This window comes from Protofrankia sp. CiT1 (assembly GCF_917627335.1).
Taxonomy (GTDB): Bacteria; Actinomycetota; Actinomycetes; order Frankiales; family Frankiaceae; genus Protofrankia.
In genome coordinates, this window is sequence record NZ_CAKJTP010000039.1 from 14,490 (window position 1) to 33,684 (window position 19,195).

Genomic DNA, 19,195 nt, shown 5'->3' on the forward strand with positions numbered 1-19,195 from the left:
CGCTTCATGACGCAACGCGTTGACGCCGCCGTGCGAGATCCGGTGGACAGCGGCGGACGCTGGCTCCTGCGCGGTGTCCGGCCGCTCGGTGGGGCCGCGGTGGACATGCTCCTGGATGGCCCGGTGCTGGCCGAGATCGGGCCGGCCCTGTCCGCGCCCGGCGCGACCGTCCTCGACGCGGACGGTCTGATCGCGTTGCCTGGGCTGGTGGACCTGCACACCCATCTGCGCGAACCGGGCCGGGAGGATGCCGAGACCGTCGCCTCGGGCACCCGGGCGGCGGCACTGGGTGGTTTCACCACCGTGTTCGCGATGGCCAACACCGAGCCGGTCGCGGACACCGCCGGGGTGGTGGAGCAGGTGTGGCGGCTCGGCCGGACCGCCGGGCACTGTGATGTGCGCCCGGTCGGCGCGGTCACCGAGGGGCTGCACGGTGCCCGGCTCGCCGAGCTGGGCGCGATGGCCTCATCGGCGGCGGCCGTCCGGGTGTTCTCCGACGACGGCAACTGTGTGTCCGACGCGGTGCTCATGCGCCGGGCGCTGGAGTACGTCAAGGCCTTTGACGGGGTGATCGCCCAGCACGCTCAAGAACCCCGGCTGACCGAGAACGCGCAGCTGAACGAGGGCGTCGTGTCGGCACGGCTCGGCCTGCCCGGGTGGCCGGCCGCCGCCGAGGAGGCGATCATCGCCCGGGACGCGCTGCTGGCCGGGCATGTGGGCTCGCGGCTGCATGTCTGTCACGTCTCGACCGCGGGCTCGGTGGAGATCCTGCGCTGGGCGAAGTCCAAGGGCTGGCGGGTCACGGCCGAGGTCACCCCGCACCATCTGCTGCTCACCGACGACCTGGCCGCCTCCTACGACCCGGTCTACAAGGTCAACCCACCGCTGCGGACCGCCGCCGACGTCGAGGCACTGCGCGCCGGGCTGGCCGACGGCACCATTGACTGCATCGCGACCGATCACGCTCCCCACGCCCCGCAGGACAAGGAAACGGAGTGGGCCGCCGCCCGTCCCGGCATGGTCGGCCTGGAGACCGCGCTGTCGATCGCGATCATGGTCATGGTGGAGCCAGGGCTGCTGGACTGGGCCGGGCTCGCCGACCGGATGGCGGGCGCCCCGAGCCGGATCGGCGGCCTGCCCCAGGCGTCGCGGGACGTGGCCGCGGCGCTGCGCCCAGGCGCCGTGGCGAACGTCGTCCTGCTTGATCCGGCGGCCCGCTGGACGGTGGATCCGCACGCGTTCGCCAGCCGCAGTCGCAACACCCCCTACGCCGGCCGCAGCCTGCCTGGACGTGTCCAGGCCACATTCTTGCGGGGGCGTCCCACCGTGCTTGACGGGAAGATCGTATGACCGACCATCTCACCTTCGCCGCTTCGCTCGTCACCGTCGCCGACGGTCTTGCCGGTACGGCGCCGCAACGCGGTCCCGACCGCCTGGGCCTGCATCTGGTGTTCGCCCTGGGCTGTCTGCTGCTGTTCGTGGCCGCGGTCGGCGGGATGCGCCGGACCTGGCGTCACCGCGCTGAGCGGCAGGAGGAGGACCTCCCCGATCTGCCCGTGGTCCCCGGCCAGACAGGTACCGTTCTCACCGCGCCGCTCAAGGGCCTCTACCTGGGGACGGTCGATGCCGGGCACTGGCTCGACCGCATCACCGCCCGGGGGCTCGGCGGGCGCGCGGACGCGTACGTGACCGTCTACGAGCACGGGATCCAGGTGGACCGCACGGGCAGCGAGCCGTTCTGGATCCCGCGGGATGCCGTCCGCGGCGCTCGGCTGGAACGGGCACACGCCGGCAAGGTCGCCGGTGCCGGGCGCATCATCGTTTTGGCCTGGTCGTTCGGCGGTCATGAGCTGGAGACCGGCCTGCGCGGGGACGACCGGGCGCGCCAGCCCAAGGTGGTGCGCGCGGTGCACGGCCTGATCGGGCCGGCCCCAGGGCCCACCGACGGCGAGGTCACCAGGCCGCGGCCGGTGGGCCGGGCGGTGTCACGGCTGCGTCCGCGAACGGCCGGCCAGGGGCCGGAGAGCACTCGCCCGGTCCCGCCGGTACCGCCCGCGGCCGGTGATGGCGTGCCACCGGCCCGCTCACCCGGCGCGCTGGGTAACAGCCCACCGGTGCTCGGCCCCGCCACCGTGCCGGGTGCGTCCCGGCCGGCGGGCACCTCCCCGATACCCGTCGTGACCCGCGCGCCCCGCTCCACTGACTCTCCCGGGTCACGCGGTGGGCCGGGAGGCGCCTACCCACCGGGCTCCCGGCCCGGCCCGGCCGGTACCGGTAAGGACGGCTCGGGGTACTCCGCCAACGCGGCCCAGGTTGATCCCCTCACGTCCCCGCTGGGGGACGTCGTCCGGAAGATGAAAAAGGACATCTGGTGAGCGTGGGCGGGAGCGAGAGCGAGAGCGCGTCGAATGACGCGGAGAGCGGGCCGTCGCGGCGGACCGCCAGCGCGGTGAACTGGGACGAGGCGGGTCTTCCTGGCGGCGTGGGCGATCCGGCGCGGCCGGCGGCGCTCGAGGACGGGAGCGCCGGGCCCCGGACCCACGCGGTACGCCTGATGCTTGAGGACGGGCGCGGTTTCGTCGGTGAGGCCTTCGGCGCGGTGGGGGAGGCCTTCGGCGAGATCGTCTTCGCCACCGGCATGACCGGCTACCAGGAAACGCTGACCGACCCGTCGTACCACCGCCAGATCGTGGTCATGACCGCGCCACACATCGGCAACACCGGCATGAACGACGATGACGACGAGTCATCGAAGATCCATGTTGCCGGGCTCGTGGTTCGTGACCCAAGCCGGATCGCCTCCAACTGGCGGTCACGCCGCACTCTGGACGACGCGCTGGTGGCCGCCGCAGTGGTGGGCATCAGCGGTGTCGACACCCGGGCGCTCACCCGCCATCTGCGGGAACGCGGCGTGATGCGGTGCGGGATCGCCGATGCCGGGCAGGACGCGGGCGCCCTGCTTGAGTCGGTGCGCGCGAGCCCACGCATGGCCGGCGCGGACCTGGCGCCGGAGGTCAGCACCCGGGAACCATACGTGGTGCAGGCCGCGACCGGTACGCCGATGTTCCGGGTTGCCGCGCTCGATCTGGGCATGAAGCGGTCGACGCCGTTGGCGCTGTCCGCGCTCGGGTGCCAGACGCACGTCCTGCCGGCCCGCGCCGGTGGCGAGGCCCTGCTCAACCTCGCCCCGGACGGGGTGTTCCTGTCCAACGGCCCAGGCGATCCCTCGACCGCGGACTACGCGGTCCAGGCCGTGCGCCGGGTGCTCGACGCCGGGATCCCGGTCTTCGGGATCTGCTTCGGCAACCAGGTGCTCGCTCGGGCGCTGGGTTTCGACACCTACAAGCTGGCCTACGGCCACCGCGGGGTGAACCAGCCGGTTGCCGACACCGCGACCGGACGGATCTCGGTGACCAGCCACAACCACGGCTTTGCCGTCAGGGCGCCGCGTGACCGCGTCACCGACACGCCCTACGGGCGGGTCGAGGTCAGCCATGTGGCGCTCAACGACGGTGTGGTGGAGGGCATCGCCTGCCTGGACGTGCCCGCCTTCAGCGTGCAGTTCCATCCGGAGGCGGCGCCCGGCCCCCACGACGCCCACGATCTGTTCGAGCGGTTCCGCGATCTGATGGCGGCTTCCCGGTGAGCGCCGGCGCAGGATACAGCGGGCCGGATACTCCCGCGCAGGCGTACGCGCGGGGATGCCGATGGGAGGTCAGGCACTGATGCCGCGGCGAGAAGATCTGAGCAGCGTGTTGGTCATCGGGTCCGGGCCGATCGTTATTGGCCAGGCCTGCGAGTTCGACTACTCCGGTACCCAGGCCTGCCGGGTGCTGCGCGCGGAAGGCCTGCGGGTGGTGCTGGTCAACAGCAATCCTGCCACGATCATGACCGACCCGGACCTGGCGGACGCCACCTATGTCGAGCCGATCACGCCGGACATGATTACAAAGATCATCGATCGGGAGCGGCCCGACGCGCTGCTCGCGACGATGGGCGGCCAGACCGCGCTGAACGCCGCGGTCGCGCTGCACGACTCCGGTGTCCTCGACCGGTACGGCATCCGCCTGATCGGCGCGAACATCGACGCGATCCGGGCGGGGGAGGACCGCCAGGCGTTCAAGGACATCGTCGCGTCGGTCGGTGGTGAGACCGCGCGCAGCGCCATCTGCACGACGACCCAGCAGTGCCTCGACGCCGCCGAGGAGTTCTCCTACCCGGTTGTGGTACGCCCGAGCTTCACCCTCGGCGGCGCCGGCAGCGGTTTCGCGCACGACGCCGGTGAACTTCGCCGGATGGCCGCGGACGGCATCACCGCGAGCCCGTCGTCGGAGGTGCTCGTCGAGGAGTCCGTCCTCGGCTGGAAGGAGTTCGAGCTCGAGCTGATGCGCGACCGCGCCGACAACGTGGTTGTGGTCTGCTCGATCGAGAACATCGACCCGATGGGCGTGCACACCGGCGACTCGGTGACAGTGGCACCGGCCATGACGCTGACCGACCGGGAGTACCAGCGGATGCGGAACATGGCCATCGCGGTCATGCGTGCCGTGGGTGTCGACGCGGGCGGCTGCAACATCCAGTTCGCGGTGGACCCGGCCACCGGGCGGCTCGTCGTGATCGAGATGAATCCCCGGGTGTCCCGGTCATCAGCCCTGGCGTCGAAGGCCACCGGATACCCGATCGCGAAGATATCGGCGAAGCTCGCGCTCGGGTACACCCTTGACGAGATCCCCAACGACATCACCCGCACCACACCGGCGGCGTTCGAGCCGGCGCTGGACTACGTGGTGGTGAAGGCACCCCGGTTCGCCTTCGAGAAGTTCCCCGGCGCGGACCCGACACTGACGACCACGATGAAGTCGGTCGGTGAGGCCATGGGGGTGGGGCGAAGCTTCGGGGAGGCGCTGCAGAAGGCCCTGCGGTCGTTGGAGCAGCCCAGCGCGGTGTTCTCCTTCGCCGGTGACGAGCCCGCGACCGTCGATGAGCTGCTGGGCCGTGCCCGCGTCCCGCATGACGGGCGGCTGCGCACGGTGCAGCGGGCGCTGCGCGCCGGCGCGGACCCGGCCCAGGTCACCGAGGCGACCGGCATAGATCCCTGGTTTGTCGAACAGATCGCCAACCTCAACGAGATCGCCGAGACCATCAGCCGCGACTCCGCCGGGATCCTGCGGGCCAAGCGCGCGGGGTTCTCCGACGCGCAGCTCGCCGAGATCCTCGGGACCAAGGAGGATGTGGTCCGCACGTTCCGGCACCGCGCCGGCATCCGGCCGGTCTACAAGACGGTCGACACCTGCGCGGCCGAGTTCGCCTCGGCCACGCCCTACCACTACTCGTCCTATGATTCCGAGACCGAGATCGTCGCCAGCGACCGGCCGCGGGTCATCGTCCTGGGCAGCGGGCCGAACCGGATCGGGCAGGGCATCGAGTTCGACTATGCCTGCTGTCACGCGGTGATGTCGCTGTCGGCGGCCGGTTATGAGACGATCATGATCAACTGTAATCCGGAGACGGTGTCCACCGACTACGACACCGCCGACCGGCTCTACGTGGAGCCGCTCACCGTCGAGGACGTCCTGGAGGTCGTCCACGCCGAGCGGCAGGCCGGCCCGCTGGTCGGCGTGATCGTCCAGCTTGGCGGCCAGACTCCGCTGGGCATCGCGGCATCGCTTGCCGCCGCTGGCGTCCCGATCGTCGGGACGGCACCGCGCGCGATCCACCTGGCCGAGGATCGTGGCCTGTTCGGCCGTGTGCTCGCCCGAGCCGGGCTGCCCTCGCCGCTGCACGGCGTGGCGACGTCCTATGCCGAGGCTCGGACGGTGGCTGACCGGGTCGGCTACCCGGTGCTGGTGCGGCCGTCCTATGTGCTCGGCGGGCGCGGCATGGAGATTGTCTACGACGACCAGATGCTGCGCTCCTACATCGAGCGGGCGACCGAGATCTCCCCCGAGCATCCGGTACTGGTCGACCGTTTCCTCGACGACGCCGTCGAGATCGACGTGGACGCCCTCTACGACGGCACGGATCTGTACCTGGGCGGCGTGATGGAGCACATCGAGGAGGCGGGGGTCCACTCCGGGGACTCGGCGTGCGCCCTGCCACCGATCACGCTGGGCCGTGCCGACCTGGAGCGGATTCGTGAGTCCACCCGGCTGATCGCGGACGGAGTCGGGGTGCGGGGCCTGCTCAACGTCCAGTACGCGATGCAGTCCGACGTCCTGTATGTCCTGGAGGCCAATCCGAGAGCGTCGCGCACCGTCCCCTTCGTGTCGAAGGCGACGGCCGTGCCGCTGGCGAAGGCCGCGGCCCGGGTGATGGTCGGCGCGACCATCGCCGAGCTGCGCGCGGAGGGGCTCTTGCCGCCGCACGGCGACGGCGCGACGCTGCCGATGGACTCCCACATCGCGGTGAAGGAGGCGGTGCTGCCCTTCGGCCGGTTCCGGGACGCCAGCGGCCACGGGGTGGACACCGTGCTCGGGCCGGAGATGAAGTCCACCGGTGAGGTCATGGGGATCGACGCGGGCTTTGGCACCGCCTACGCCAAGTCGCAGGCCGCGGCTTACGCGTCGCTGCCCACCTACGGCCGGGTGTTCGTCTCGGTGGCCAACCGGGACAAGCGCGCGATGATTTTTCCGATCAAGCGGCTCGCGGACCTCGGGTTCGTGGTCTATGCCACCGAGGGAACCGCGGAGGTGCTGCGCCGCAACGGAGTGAAGGCGGTTGTGCTCGGAAAGCACTCGGCGCCGGACTCCGGCCTGACCGACTGCGTTGAAATGATCAATTCGGGGCAGATCAACCTTGTGATCAACACGCCGTGCGGTGTCGGCCCGCGGCTGGACGGATACGAGATCCGGACGGCGTGTGTGACGACCGGCGTGCCCTGCATCACCACCATCCAGGGCGCGGCCGCCTGCGTGCAGGGTATCGAGGCCCTGGTACGCGGCGAGATCGGGGTGATGCCGCTGCAGAGCTTCCATGCGGACCTGCACGCCGCCTGGTCCGATCGGGATCGGTCCGGCGGCTCCGATGGTGCCGCCGCCCGCCACCGCGTCCCCGCCGGCCTTCAGCCCATGGCTGCCCGGCCCGCTGACGCCCATGCCCACGGCGACCAGGGGGCGACCGGCCAAGCCACGACGGCCACGACGACGGCCACAACGACCGGGCGGACGGGCTGACAGGGCTGCCGGGGACCGCGGGCCTGACGGGGGTGGTGAGATGACGGGTCTGCCGGGGGCACGACTGGCCGCCTGGACGTCGCGGCCGCCGCTGGCGGTCGCGCTGGACGTGCCCGACGGGCCGCGGGCGCTGCGGCTGGCCCGCGCGGTGGCACCGCACGTCGCCGTTGTGAAAGTCGGTCTGGAACTGTTCTGCCGTGAGGGACCCGGCATCGTGACCGCCCTGTGGGACGTGGTCGGGGGTGATCCAGGGCCGGCCGAACGGGACCGGATCGGTCTTTTCCTCGACCTCAAGCTGCATGATATCCCCCACACGGTGGCTGGGGCGATGCGGTCAGTAGCTCCGCTCGCCCCCCGGTACGTAACCGTGCATGCGGCCGGAGGCGCGGCGATGGTGCGGGCGGCCGTTGACGCCGCGCCGGATGTCGAGGTCGCCGCGGTCACCGTGCTGACCTCCCTGGGCGCTGCCGACCTCGCCTCGGCCGGCTACGGCGAGCCGCCCGCCGACGTCGTCCGCCGCCTTGCGGCACTGGCTGTCGCCGCTGGCGCGCGGGCCGTGGTGTGCAGCCCGCGTGAGGTGTCAGGGGTGCGCGCGGAGGTCGGAAACGGTGTGACTCTTATCACTCCTGGAGTTCGAGCGCAAGGCATGAATCTCGACGATCAGGCGCGTATCGCAACGCCCGCGGCGGCGCTGGGAGCGGGTTCCGACCTTCTTGTGGTGGGGCGCCCGATCATTACATCGAGTGATCCAGGGGCTGCCGCGGCTCGGTTTGTGACCGGTAGTTGACACCGTCACGGTGCCGCTGACCTGGTGTGACGTCACACAGGCCCCGGTTGGGACATCTCGAGGCGATCTGCCCGGTACGGTGGGTCCGCGAGCGACCGAAAGCAAACAGTACGGCGCGGGCAACGCGATTCATCCGGACATCCGGGCACGGTCTTGTGGACAATAGTCCGTGGATGTACCCGTGCTACCGACTGGACCGAGACGCCCGTTACTCGCTAGTTTGCGCGGCGCCGCGATCACCCGAAAGAAGGAGGCGTACCCGTGCCCCTGCCGCCCCTGACGCCCGAGCAGAGGGCTGCTGCCCTCGAGAAAGCTGCGTTGGCGCGTAAGCAGCGTGCAGAACTCAAGGAGCGGCTCAAGAAGGCGGAAGTGTCACTCGCGTCCGTCCTTGAGAGAGCCAACACCGATGAGGTCATTGGAAAGATGAAGGTGGCTGCTGTTCTCGAATCCCTGCCCGGCGTCGGTCGTGTCCGCGCCACCAGGATCATGGAGCGGCTCGCGATCAGCGACAGCCGTCGGCTGCGAGGCCTTGGCGCCAAACAGCGTGCCGCGCTGGTTCAGGAGTTCACCAGCTCCTGAGCACTGCCAGCGTTCGGCGAGGGTGTGCCGCACATCCTCCGTCGTGGGTTCGGTGCGGTGTCCCGGTAATGGTGGAACCTCGCGCCGCCGGGCCGCCGTACCGGCTGTTTTCCGGCCTTTGGCTGGGGTGCACAGTTGAGGAAGAACCCCATCATGGATGGCCTGACTAACCAGGTAAGTCAACCAACTCGACAGGGCACCCGATGGAAGCGCCGGTGACGATCGGGGCTTCGGCGGTGTGAAAGTGCGTAGGCGTGCGCCCTTTGGCCACGACACCGGCGGCCAAAGAGTATGTGATCTTGTTTTTTTCGCATGCTCGGAGGCCTTGAGGATGACTAAGAGCGCCCGAGGATAGGGCGTTCGATCAGTGAGCGGCTCATCCGCGCCCGATCCGGCAAGACGGCGGAGGAAGGCGCCCTGGGACTGGGCGCCGACTGACGACAACGTGGCCGGGCGGGATGCGGGGAGCCGCGAGCCGGACAGTCCTATCCTCGGGCGCTCTAAGGTGTGTTGATGCGGCTCACTGTTCTGTCTGGCCCCTCGGGCGTCGGGAAGGGAACCGTCGTCGCCGAGGTGCGCCGGCGTCATCCTGAGGTCTGGGTTTCGGTCAGCTGTACGACACGCGCCCCCCGGCCGGGTGAGACCGAGGGGGTGGAGTATCGCTTTGTCGACGCCGAGGAGTTCGCGTTAATGGTCAAGACAGGCGAGCTGCTGGAGCATGCGATGTTCGCGGGGCATGCGTACGGGACGCCGCGCGCGCCGTTGGAGGCGCGGCTGGCCGAAGGGGTGCCCTGCCTGCTGGAGATCGAGCTGCAGGGCGCCCGCCAGGTGCGTTCGACGATGGCCGGCTCCCGCTTTGTCTTCCTCGCCCCGCCATCCTGGGAGGAGCTGGTCCGCCGGCTCGTCGGCCGGGGCACGGAGCCGCCGGAAGTGATCAGGCGGCGGCTCGACCGGGCACGCATCGAGCTCGCCGCCGAAGCGGAGTTCGACGAGGTCGTCGTCAACGACGACGTGACGGCGGCAGCGGCCCGCCTGGTGTTCTTGACAGCCATGAGCTGACGCCTGTCAACCGGCGGCCGGAGGACTGTTCTACGCTGGGGGCATTACCGTTGTGAACCGAGGCCTACGGGGCCGCCGCGAACCGCGCCCAACCGGTTCTCCACCGCCCTGGCCACATCCGATCATGATGGCGGCTCGCCGTGAGCTGGCCGCCCCCGCGTTTTCCGGAAGGACACCGTGTCCGGCACTGTCGCACAGCCTGAAGGCATCACCAACCCACCGATCGACGAGCTCCTGGAGGCGACCGACTCCAAGTACAGCTTGGTGATCTACGCCGCGAAGCGGGCCCGCCAGATCAACGCCTACTACTCGCAGCTGGGCGAGGGCCTGCTGGAGTATGTCGGTCCGCTGGTGGAGACGGCCAGCGCGCAGGAGAAGCCGCTGTCCATCGCGCTGCGTGAGATCAACGCCGGTCTGCTGACGCACGAGACCGTCAGCGAGCCGTTGCCACCGGTCTCCTGAGCGGCCTGGAGCCGGGCGCGCCTCCGGTGCCGGCCGCGTCGCCCGCGCGTCGCCCGCGCGTCGTGCTGGGGGTGGCCGGCGGGATCGCGGCCTACAAGGCGGTCGAGGTACTTCGCCAGCTGACCGAATCCGGGCATGACGTCCGGGTCGTACCGACCGACTCGGCGCTGCGGTTCGTCGGTGAGCCGACCTGGGCGGCGCTGTCCGGCCATCCGGTGTCGACCGGCGTGTGGGCCGGCGCGGCCGAGGTGGCGCACGTGTCACTGGGACGCGAGGCCGATCTCGTCCTGGTTGTCCCGGCCACGGCTGACCTTCTCGCGCGCGCCGCGACCGGGCGCGCGGACGATCTGCTCACCGCCACCCTGCTCACGGCGCGCTGTCCGGTCGTGTTCGCGCCGGCGATGCACACCGAGATGTGGGAGCACCCGGCGACCCGGGCCAATGTGGGGACGCTTCGGGCGCGGGGCTGCGTGGTCATTGATCCGGCGGTCGGCCGGCTGACCGGCGCGGACTCCGGGGCCGGCCGGCTCCCGGCACCGGCGGAGATCGCGTCGCTGGCGCGGGCGGTGCTGGCGCGGGCAGGATCAGCCGCCAACGCCAACGCCAACGCCAACGCCAACGCCAACGGTACGGGCCCGGCAGCCGGGCTGATGCCGGACCTGACCGGGTACCGGTTCGTGATCAGCGCCGGTGGTACTCGCGAGCATCTGGACCCGGTCCGTTTCCTCGGCAACTCCTCAAGCGGTCGCCAGGGCTACGCGTTGGCCAGAGCGGCGCTCTCCCGGGGCGCGCGGGTTGTCGTGGTGGCGGCCAACGTGGCTCTTCCGGAGGTGGCGGGAGCCCACACCGTCCGAGTGGTCTCGGCCGCGCAGCTGCGGGCCGCCGTGCACGCGGAGGCGGCAACGGCCCACGTGGTCATCATGGCGGCGGCGGTCGCCGATTTCCGGCCCGTCACCCGGGCGGCCCATAAGATCAAGAAATCGGATGGCGACCCGGAACCCGTCGCGCTGGTCCGTAACCCGGACATCCTGGCCGAACTGGTTGCCGCGCGCCAGCCGGGTCAGCTGCTCGTCGGTTTTGCCGCGGAGACCGGCGGGCCAGGGGCTGATCTTCTCGATCTCGGCCGGGAAAAACTCGCCCGTAAGGGAGCCGACCTGCTCGTGGTCAATCAGGTCGGTGACGGGCTCGGGTTCGAGGTCGAGGACAACGCGGCGGTGGTGCTCGGCTCGGACGGCACCGAGACGGTGATCGGACGAACCAGTAAGGATCTTCTTTCGCACCGGGTGCTCGACCTGGTCACGGCTCGACTCGCGCCCGCGGATGGCTCCGTTATCGCTGTATCCGACAGTACCCGTCGGTAGACTTCGTCGGAATCGACTGGATCTCCCAGGGGGTCAGAACGTGGCGATGCGCCTGTTTACTTCCGAGTCCGTTACCGAGGGGCATCCGGACAAGATCGCTGACCAGATCAGTGACTCCATCCTCGATGCGATGATTAAGGATGACCCGTACAGCCGCGTCGCGGTCGAAACAATGATCACGACTGGTCAGGTCCATGTCGCGGGCGAGGTCACCACAGACACCTATGTGGATATCGCGGCTGTTGTCCGGGAGCGTGTTCTCGAGATCGGCTATGACTCGTCCAAGAAGGGTTTTGACGGCGCTTCCTGCGGCGTCAGCGTGTCGATCGGCTCGCAGTCGCCCGATATCGCCCAGGGCGTCGACACCGCTCACGAGACTCGGATCGGCGGCTCGAGCGACGACGAGCTGGACAGGCAGGGTGCCGGCGACCAGGGACTGATGTTCGGCTTCGCCTGTGACGAGACGCCTGAGCTGATGCCGATGCCACTCGCGCTGGCGCACCGGCTCGCCCGCCGCCTTGCCGCCGTCCGCAAGGACGGCAAGGTCGGCTACCTGCGTCCAGACGGCAAGACCCAGGTCACCATCGAATACTCGGCCGGTCGCCCGGTCCGGCTGGACACTGTGGTCGTCTCCACCCAGCACGCGGCCGATATTGATCTTGAAACCCTGCTCGCGCCGGACATCGCCGAGTATGTCGTCGCCCCGGAGCTGGCCGCGCTTGAGATCACCACGGCGGGGCACCGATTGCTGGTGAACCCGACTGGCCGGTTCGAGGTGGGTGGTCCCATGGGAGACGCCGGTCTCACCGGACGTAAGATCATCGTTGACACCTATGGTGGTATGGCCCGCCATGGCGGTGGCGCGTTCTCCGGCAAGGATCCGTCCAAGGTCGACCGCTCGGCCGCGTACGCGATGCGCTGGGTCGCCAAGAACGTGGTCGCCGCCGGGCTCGCCCGCCGCTGCGAGGTCCAGGTGGCCTATGCCATCGGCAAGGCACAGCCGGTCGGCCTGTTCGTCGAGACCTTCGGGACCGGCACAGTGCCTGACGAACAGATCCAGGACGCTGTGACGACCGTGTTCGACCTCCGGCCGGCCGCGATCATCAGGGACCTGGACCTGCTGCGGCCCATCTACACCCAGACCGCCGCCTACGGTCACTTCGGCCGTCCGGAGCTCGACTTCACCTGGGAGTCGACATCGCGCGCGGACAACCTGGCGGCAGCAGTCCGCGGTTAGCGCGTGCCCGATGGATGGTGGTTGATGTGGGCGCAGGTCCGCGCCATCGACGATCCATCAGGCCCACCTGAGAGCGACCGGCAGCAGGGGAGGACGCGGCATCGCGTTGCGGGTGCGCCCTGCGCGTCGCTCGCGTCATCGCTCCCATCCATCGACGACGCTGTCGCTCCCGGCCGGGGCCGGTCAGCCGGCCGGGAGCGCCGACGGCCAGCCGTCCTGCAGATAGGCGGTGTGTCCGGTGCGCAGCGCGTCCACGCAGGCGCGGATGCGCCGGGCCACCCGCGGAAGAAGGAGCCGCTCCCACTCCACAGGGCCGCACAGCTGCCAGGCGGTCAGCTCGTCGGGTGGGAGCCGCAGGCTGCGTTCGGCGTCGGAGGCGGTCAGCGGCCCGCCGTCGAAGACGAAGTGCACCAGCGGCGGCCGTCCGTCCCGCTGAGCGGGCACCCAGTCGACGCCCAGCAGCCGGCCAGGGCGCAGCTCCAGTCCGACTTCCTCCCGGACTTCCCGCCGGGCGGTCTCCCACGGGTATTCGCCCGGGTCCATGGCTCCCCCCGGGAGCAGCCAGGTGTCGGTGCGGTAGGAGGGCTGGACGAGCAGAACCCGGCCGGCCGGGTCGTGGAAGAACGCGCCGGCCGCCTGCTCGATCAGGTGAGCCTGGCGGACACCGCCGGCAAGGCGGGTCGACGAGTTGTCCGGCGGGATGGCCCAGCGCCTGATGATCGCCCGGGCCATCATGCACCAGCCTGAGGTGCTGTTCCTCGACGAGCCGACCACCGGCCTGGACCCGCAGAGCCGCCTGTCCGTCCACGACATCATCACCGGCCTGCAGGCGGCCGGGCAGACGATCATGCTCATCACCCACGACATGGCCGAGGCCGACGCGCTCGCCGACCGGATCGCGATCATCGACCACGGCCGGCTACTGACCCTGGACACCCCGACCAGACTCAAGCGATCAATCCGCGGTGGCACCGTCGTCACTGTCACCGCCGACGGCCCCGACCCGGCTGAGCTGGCCGCGGCGCTCGTAGCGAACGTGCCCGCCACCCGCGACGCCCGCCCGCTCGGCGGCACCGTCATGCTCACCGTCGATGACGGCCAGCCGGTTCTCCCCGCCGTCCTCGCCGCGGCCGACGCCTGCCACGCCCGGTTGCGTGAGGTTCGCGTCGACCCTCCGTCCCTGGAATCGGTCTTCATCCAGTTCACCGGCAAGGAACTCCGCGAGTCATGACTATTCCCGCAGCCCACACGCCACGATCCCCGGCGCTGGCGGCATTCGCCGCGCTGCTCGCCCGCGACCTGACCGTGCTCCGCAGACAGCCCGCCGACTTCATTACCCGCACCATCGTCCAGCCCCTGGGTCCAAGGCCTGGCCCTCGCCGACCCCCGCACCTACGCCAGCGAAGGACTCCGCGCAGCCGTCACCAACCAGCCCCACCTCAGCCTCCTGATCGTCTACCCCGTTCTGACCACCGCCACGGGCCTCCTCCTCTGGCAGGCCACCCGCCTCTTCACCCGCCGCGCCATCAGCTGACGACCCGCCCATAAATAGGCAGTGTTGCATCTGATGCAACATTCGGCAGTTTCTGTGATTGCGCTGCGGCAGTGCGTTTCGCGCCCGCCCGGTCCGCCGGAGCGCTCAGCTTCCAGCCGCCTGAGCTGCGGTGATGGGTCGGTTGTTGCATTGGGTGACGCGATGTTGCATCGAGTTCTGTCGGCGCACCGCCGGTCCCGGAGCTGGCCGTCGCCAGCTGGCTCGAACAGCAGGGGATGACGCTCACCGGCGACGTCCCACGGGCCGGCCCCGGGCCGGCCGAGGTCCCCGACGACATCGTCGCCTGATCTGCCAGCACCACCAGCAGAACCGACCAGGGCCGCCAAAGGGCTGCAGGAGCCGGCCGCCCGCGATGCCGAGAAGCACCGGATCGGTCCCAGATCATGACTATCCCAAGGGGTAGAACCGATCACGTCGGCACTACGGCGCGAGACGCGTTACTGGTCCGTGGGGCGGTAGAAGGTCCGTCGTCCCCGTCCGCCTTCCTGCATGACCAGGCCGCGGTCGCGTAGCGCGCGGAGGATTCTGCGAACATACTGGGCGGTCACGTTGAGCTCGGCCGCCAGGTCGTTCGCGGTCTCGATGCCGTCATGGATCGCATCGAGTACCCGCTGCTCGGCGTGAGTGAGGACCGGTCTGGTCGGGCTCTGATGGAGAACCGCGGTGAACCGGATGCCGTTGTCGATGTAGTGCGCCGGCGGCAGGCCCTGGGCTGCGAGCGCCTCCGTGATCGTGGGGATTCCGGTCGCCAGCGCTTCGATGACCCGGGCGCCGGTCTTCGGGGACCGCACATATTGGCAGATATCGACAAGACGGGCGTTGCGCGCCGAGGTCACGTAGTCGCGGCCCAGCCGATCGACGGTGATTCCGTATAGCCCGCCGGGGTTCGCCACCACGAGGCGATCCCGGCGCAGTCGCACCTCGATGGCGATGCCGGCGGACCAATGATCGAGATCCCGGTGGACTAGTGCGTTCGCGACCAGCTCCCGGAAGGCGATGAGTGGATAGACGGGCCGGTCGTGCACGGTGCCATCGGACAGGGAGACGATCGTGGTGTCGAAGGTGCGCCCGGCCCATTCCAATGCGGCATCGAGCATCCGGGGGATGGCGCCACTCATGGAGGCCTGGCTGCGTGCGCGCGTCCCCGCGGGATCGGACGGCAGCGGGTCGGCCGCTGCCCGGATGGAGTAGCGCGGGAACCACTGCTGCGGATGCACGCCAAGCGCGAGCAGGCCGGCGACCGTCGGCTGTCCGCCATCGACGGTCACGCCGGCACGGCGGAGGAGCTCGTCATCATCGCCGAAACGGCCTACTCCCATCGGGTCGCGATGGCGCACTTCGGCGAGGAACCCGTCAACCAGTTCTGGATCGAGGTCATCGTGCGTCGCGTCCTGGACGGGAGCGCGGTCGAAGCGGGGCTCCTGACGAGCGGCGAGGAAAGCCTGTTCCTCCAGCTGGCTGAGCGCGTAGTCGCCGTCGTACGCGCGGATGTAGGCCACACCGCTTCCACCGACCCGGCAGGGCTTCATCGATAGGTCACACTCGTGCACCCGCGCCAGGACGAGCGTCCTGCCCTCGGACACCGCATCGTCGATGGTCAGGCGGACTGGCGGTGTGAACGTCCGAGCCTTGTCGGCTAGTCCCTGCTTGAGCTTCTGCGGATCCGGCAGGCGGACCGGCCGGAAGTCGTTTCGCTCGTCGAGGCCGAGCAGGATCGTGCCGCCTCCGGGCTGGTTGGCGAGCGCGCTGAGCGTTGGGGCCAGGGAGTCTGGCAGTCCGCCCTCAGCCGACTTAACCTCCACGTTGGTCGAGTCACCGCCGGCCGCGCGCAAGGTCTCGATGATCTGACCCACATCTTGGACCATGCCTCAAATGAAACCACAGAGCGGGAGCATTTGGGGTCGGCACGGCGGTGACGGGTTGCGCCGCACCCAGATCTGCTGGGCGGGCGCTGCACGTCCGTGGGCGTCCACGCGCTCGGAGGGCGGATTCTCGCTGGTCGCAGGGGTAGAAGGCAGTCCGCAGCCAGACCGGTCGCTCGGTTTCACGGTGGGCGGGCAAATGCTACTCGACAGGTTCATTTGAGTTTCGTTTGGCCTTCGGTGGGGTCCCATGTTGATGCCCTCTCTGCCAAGCTGGTTTGAGACAGAACGATCAGTCCATCGGGTGTGGCGAGTAGGGAAGGGCTGTACGACACGCACATCGGTAAATGGCGCCGGGCGCGGGACCGGGGTGCGCTGGGTGCGACGGTCGCGCCCAGGCCGGTTAAGAGCGCCCGGCAATAGGGGCGTGGATCAAGGAGCGGGGTTGGGGTGCGTGCATCGCGAGGCGGCGGAGGGAGTCACCCTGGTGCTGGGTGGCGACCGACGACAACGCGGCGAGGTGCGTGCCCCAGCCCCGCGACGCCGCGTCCCTATTGCCGGTCGCTCTAAGGCGTCGCCGGAGTCGGCGGAGAACCGGCGGTTGAAGGCCGCAACAGTCAACCGGCCAACATCAGGACCACAGCCGTCGCGCGGCCGGCCTCAAATTCTCATACGAAAGGGTGGCGGCCACGCCGCCCTGGTTGCTCTTGCCACAGGTGGGTCCCTCCGAGCCGACGAGGGAGCATGACGCGGATGGGAGGAGCGGTCCGAAGCCGTGAGGATCGGCAGCTCTATGAACCAGCGGCCGGGAGGAGGGCAATGCCGATCAAGCCCGCCCGGATTCCTTCTTCCCTTTTCCGCCCGGTCTTTCTGGACTGCCCGACAACACGTCATTCATGGTCAACGTCACAGGATCCTGATCGGCATATCGCCCTGCTCACCACACCCGACAGACTGATCGTTCTGTCTCAAACCAGCTTGGCAGAGAGGGCGGCTGCGGTGGTCCTGGTCGTACCGACGCGGGCGCAGCTGTTCGGCTTCCAGCTCGCCGCCGAGCGGCATGCGTCGAATCAGCTGCTGTGCCGACATCGCCGCTCGAAGATTGTCCCTGTGTTCGCGTGCTGACGATACTCTCACGGTCACGAAGGCTGCAGGTCGCTTGCCGGACGTCGACGTACACAGGCGCCGTGTCAGGGGGCCCATAGGCGGTCGACTGGCATGACATGGAGGCGGTCTTCGAAGGTGTAGGACCGTGCGCCGAGGTAGAGAATCACGCCGGCCAGGAATGCGTTGCCGGTGGCGTCGCGGAGCTTGCGAAGTGGGGTGAGGTCCGAGCCGGGAACCCGGCCGGCGGCTTTGACCTCGAACGCGACCAGCATTCCGTCGTCGCGTTCGACGACGAGGTCAACTTCGTCACCGTCCCGAGTCCGCCAGTGGCCGGTCCCGCTGACCCAGTCGGCCCAGGATGCTTGTTTGAGGAGCTCACCGACGGCGAACGTCTCCAGCAGGTGCCCGAATTCGGTCAGCGCGGCTGGGCTGCGGGCGGCCAGCTTCTGCGGTGTCAGGCGCAGCAACCGCGCCGCAACCCCGGAGTCCAGCATATGGATCTTCGGCGAAGCCGTGGACCGGGCAATGAGGGTGGTGCTCCAAGCAGGGAGACGGTAAAGGAGGAACACTGCTTCCAGCAGGCGGATGTAGCTGTCGGCGGTCCTGTGGTCGAGCCGGGTTCCCGCCGCCGCGCTGGTGATGTTGAGAATCTGCGCGGTCTGGCCGGCCAGCCTCCCGAGCAGCGCCGGCAGGGCCGCAGCCTGGCGGATGCTACTGAGTTCCTGGACGTCGCGTTCGACGCTGAGGCGGACGTAGTCGTCGAACCAGCGCCCCCGGGAGGCAAGGCTGGCGCGGCCAAGCACCGGTGGGAACCCGCCGGTCACGACTCGGTCGATGTACTCCTCGCGTGTCGTCGTCGACGGCGGGGTGCTGACGGCGTTGACCGGGTCGGCGAAAAGGTCATCCAGCAAATGTTCGTGGACCCCGGCGACCTCCCCCTGAGAGAGCGGGTAGACGGGCAGGCGGTGCAGGCGGCCGGTGAGGGCTTGGGCGGCACGGGGAAGTGCTTCGTGCCGCGCCGAACCGGTCAGCACGAAGCGCCCAGGCCGGCCATCCCGGTTCAGCTCGGCTTTGATCGCGTCGAGGACGAGCGGGACATGCTGATACTCGTCTATACAGACCGGGGATGGCCCGGCGACGAACGTCCCCGGATCTCTGGCGACCGCATCCCGGACAGCGACGTCGTCCAGGTCGACGATCTCGGCTCCCCTGCTGGCGGCCAGGCCCCGCAGCAGGGTGGACTTACCCACCGACCGGGGACCCTGGAGCAGGACCACGGGTTCCTCGGCCAGCCGGCTCTCGATGACGGGAAGCAGACGCCGCTCGACCAGTCCCCGCAGCGGCGTACTCACCGCTCGATGATAGTTGACCTCCACATTTGCCAGCCACTCAGTTCCAGATCTGCCAAAGGCCGAGCTCCAGATCTGCCGGCCACGTAGTTCCAGATCTGCCAGTCCCTGTGGCGTGCAACGTGATGGATAGGGCCGCTGAGCGCCCGTCCGCGGTCAGGCCTGTCAGCGGTGCCTGGTACTAAACCAGGTATGCCCGAACAGCCTGGCGTACCCCGCCCAACAGTGAGCGCCAGGACGGTCCGGGGCCCGGCGCGGGCCACCGGTCCGGGTGCGCTGGAGCCAGCGGGCGACCTGCCGGTCGCCAGGGTAGTGGTGGACGTGCCACATGCTCATCTGGACCGGTTGTTCGACTACACGGTGCCGGCGCGGTGGGCGCAGGCCGCGGTCCCCGGCGCGCGGGTCCGGGTTCGCTTCGCCGGCCGGCTCGTGGACGGGTTCATCCTCCACCGGTGCGAGCGGTCGGAGCACACCGGCGCGCTCACCTTCCTGAGCCGTGTCGTGTCGCCGGAGTCGATCCTTGCACCCGAGATCGCGGAGCTGGCCCGGACGGTGGCCGACCGCTATGCCGGGACCCTTGCCGACGTGCTCCGCCTGGCGGTCCCACCCCGGCATGCCCGGGTGGAAAAGGAGCCACCGCCGGCTACCGACCCGCCAGTTGCCGA

15 protein-coding genes and 1 pseudogene are annotated in these 19,195 nt (G+C 69.6%); 13 read left to right on the top strand and 3 right to left on the bottom strand.

What is annotated here, in order from left to right; all coding sequences use genetic code 11:
• Positions 1–6: 6 nt before the first annotated feature.
• From MJ785_RS09195 to metK, 10 genes are all read left to right on the top strand, one after another.
• Positions 7–1,350 (top strand): dihydroorotase, encoded by a 1,344-nt coding sequence (locus MJ785_RS09195; protein WP_239309962.1) that lies wholly within the window; start codon positions 7–9, stop codon positions 1,348–1,350.
• Positions 1,347–2,375, top strand: a complete 1,029-nt coding sequence (locus tag MJ785_RS09200) for a hypothetical protein (RefSeq protein WP_239309961.1) — start codon at positions 1,347–1,349, stop codon at positions 2,373–2,375. Before MJ785_RS09195 ends, MJ785_RS09200 begins: the two co-directional genes overlap by 4 nt.
• Positions 2,376–2,554: 179 nt before the next feature.
• A complete protein-coding gene (gene carA, locus MJ785_RS09205) occupies positions 2,555–3,646 on the top strand; it encodes a glutamine-hydrolyzing carbamoyl-phosphate synthase small subunit (RefSeq protein WP_239309975.1) in 1,092 nt (363 codons plus the stop codon).
• A 79-nt stretch (positions 3,647–3,725) separates the two neighbouring features.
• Positions 3,726–7,172: a carbamoyl-phosphate synthase large subunit gene (gene carB, locus MJ785_RS09210; protein WP_239309960.1), complete on the top strand. Its 3,447-nt coding sequence runs from the start codon at positions 3,726–3,728 to the stop codon at positions 7,170–7,172.
• Positions 7,173–7,212: 40 nt separating this feature from the next.
• Positions 7,213–7,959: an orotidine-5'-phosphate decarboxylase gene (gene pyrF / locus MJ785_RS09215; RefSeq protein WP_239309959.1), complete on the top strand. Its 747-nt coding sequence runs from the start codon at positions 7,213–7,215 to the stop codon at positions 7,957–7,959.
• Between the two features lie 261 nt (positions 7,960–8,220).
• Positions 8,221–8,538: an integration host factor, actinobacterial type gene (mihF, locus tag MJ785_RS09220; protein ID WP_239309958.1), complete on the top strand. Its 318-nt coding sequence runs from the start codon at positions 8,221–8,223 to the stop codon at positions 8,536–8,538.
• Between the two features lie 513 nt (positions 8,539–9,051).
• Entirely contained in the window at positions 9,052–9,597 is a 546-nt protein-coding gene (gene gmk / locus MJ785_RS09225) for a guanylate kinase (RefSeq protein ID WP_239309957.1), read from the top strand.
• Positions 9,598–9,774: 177 nt separating this feature from the next.
• On the top strand, positions 9,775–10,059 hold the full coding sequence (gene rpoZ, locus MJ785_RS09230; protein WP_239309956.1) for a DNA-directed RNA polymerase subunit omega: 285 nt from the start codon (positions 9,775–9,777) through the stop codon (positions 10,057–10,059).
• Positions 10,060–10,085: 26 nt separating this feature from the next.
• Positions 10,086–11,420 (top strand): phosphopantothenate--cysteine ligase family flavoprotein, encoded by a 1,335-nt coding sequence (locus tag MJ785_RS09235; protein WP_239380430.1) that lies wholly within the window; start codon positions 10,086–10,088, stop codon positions 11,418–11,420.
• Between the two features lie 40 nt (positions 11,421–11,460).
• Positions 11,461–12,657, top strand: a complete 1,197-nt coding sequence (metK, locus tag MJ785_RS09240; RefSeq protein ID WP_239309954.1) for a methionine adenosyltransferase — start codon at positions 11,461–11,463, stop codon at positions 12,655–12,657.
• 183 nt (positions 12,658–12,840) lie between these two features.
• On the opposite strand, the gene MJ785_RS09245 is transcribed toward metK, so the two are convergent.
• Positions 12,841–13,392: an NUDIX hydrolase gene (locus MJ785_RS09245; RefSeq protein ID WP_239380433.1), complete on the bottom strand. Its 552-nt coding sequence runs from the start codon at positions 13,390–13,392 to the stop codon at positions 12,841–12,843.
• Here MJ785_RS09245 and MJ785_RS09250 point away from each other — a divergent pair.
• A complete protein-coding gene (locus MJ785_RS09250; protein WP_239309952.1) occupies positions 13,373–13,888 on the top strand; it encodes a hypothetical protein in 516 nt (171 codons plus the stop codon). The two genes, MJ785_RS09245 and MJ785_RS09250, sit on opposite strands and share 20 nt — an antisense overlap.
• Positions 13,889–14,649: 761 nt before the next feature.
• Here the strand turns inward: MJ785_RS09250 and MJ785_RS09255 are convergent.
• Positions 14,650–16,077 carry an ATP-binding protein gene (locus MJ785_RS09255; RefSeq protein ID WP_239380434.1) on the bottom strand — a complete coding sequence of 476 codons (1,428 nt, stop codon included), beginning with the start codon at positions 16,075–16,077 and terminating at the stop codon, positions 14,650–14,652.
• Positions 16,078–16,893: 816 nt separating this feature from the next.
• Between MJ785_RS09255 and MJ785_RS09260 the strand changes: the two genes are divergently transcribed.
• Positions 16,894–17,199 (top strand): hypothetical protein, encoded by a 306-nt coding sequence (locus MJ785_RS09260; RefSeq protein WP_239312698.1) that lies wholly within the window; start codon positions 16,894–16,896, stop codon positions 17,197–17,199.
• A gap of 65 nt (positions 17,200–17,264) precedes the next feature.
• On the opposite strand, the gene MJ785_RS09265 is transcribed toward MJ785_RS09260, so the two are convergent.
• Positions 17,265–18,533, bottom strand: coding sequence for an ATP-binding protein (locus tag MJ785_RS09265; protein WP_239394589.1), 1,269 nt, complete (start codon positions 18,531–18,533; stop codon positions 17,265–17,267).
• A gap of 189 nt (positions 18,534–18,722) precedes the next feature.
• Between MJ785_RS09265 and MJ785_RS09270 the strand changes: the two are divergent.
• Positions 18,723–19,195 (top strand): annotated as a pseudogene (locus tag MJ785_RS09270) (primosomal protein N'); the annotation flags it as partial.

Excerpts from the sequence above, each read along its gene's own strand:
- gmk (WP_239309957.1), top strand. The coding sequence starts at position 9,052 with ATGCGGCTCACTGTTCTGTCTGGCCCCTCGGGCGTCGGGAAGGGAACC.
- MJ785_RS09250 (WP_239309952.1), top strand. The coding sequence starts at position 13,373 with ATGATCGCCCGGGCCATCATGCACCAGCCTGAGGTGCTGTTCCTCGAC.
- MJ785_RS09200 (WP_239309961.1), top strand. The coding sequence starts at position 1,347 with ATGACCGACCATCTCACCTTCGCCGCTTCGCTCGTCACCGTCGCCGAC.
- MJ785_RS09255 (WP_239380434.1), bottom strand. The coding sequence starts at position 16,077 with ATGGTCCAAGATGTGGGTCAGATCATCGAGACCTTGCGCGCGGCCGGC.
- carA (WP_239309975.1), top strand. The coding sequence starts at position 2,555 with ATGCTTGAGGACGGGCGCGGTTTCGTCGGTGAGGCCTTCGGCGCGGTG.
- pyrF (WP_239309959.1), top strand. The coding sequence starts at position 7,213 with ATGACGGGTCTGCCGGGGGCACGACTGGCCGCCTGGACGTCGCGGCCG.
- MJ785_RS09245 (WP_239380433.1), bottom strand. The coding sequence starts at position 13,392 with ATGATGGCCCGGGCGATCATCAGGCGCTGGGCCATCCCGCCGGACAAC.
- MJ785_RS09260 (WP_239312698.1), top strand. The coding sequence starts at position 16,894 with ATGCCGATCAAGCCCGCCCGGATTCCTTCTTCCCTTTTCCGCCCGGTC.
- carB (WP_239309960.1), top strand. The coding sequence starts at position 3,726 with ATGCCGCGGCGAGAAGATCTGAGCAGCGTGTTGGTCATCGGGTCCGGG.
- MJ785_RS09195 (WP_239309962.1), top strand. The coding sequence starts at position 7 with ATGACGCAACGCGTTGACGCCGCCGTGCGAGATCCGGTGGACAGCGGC.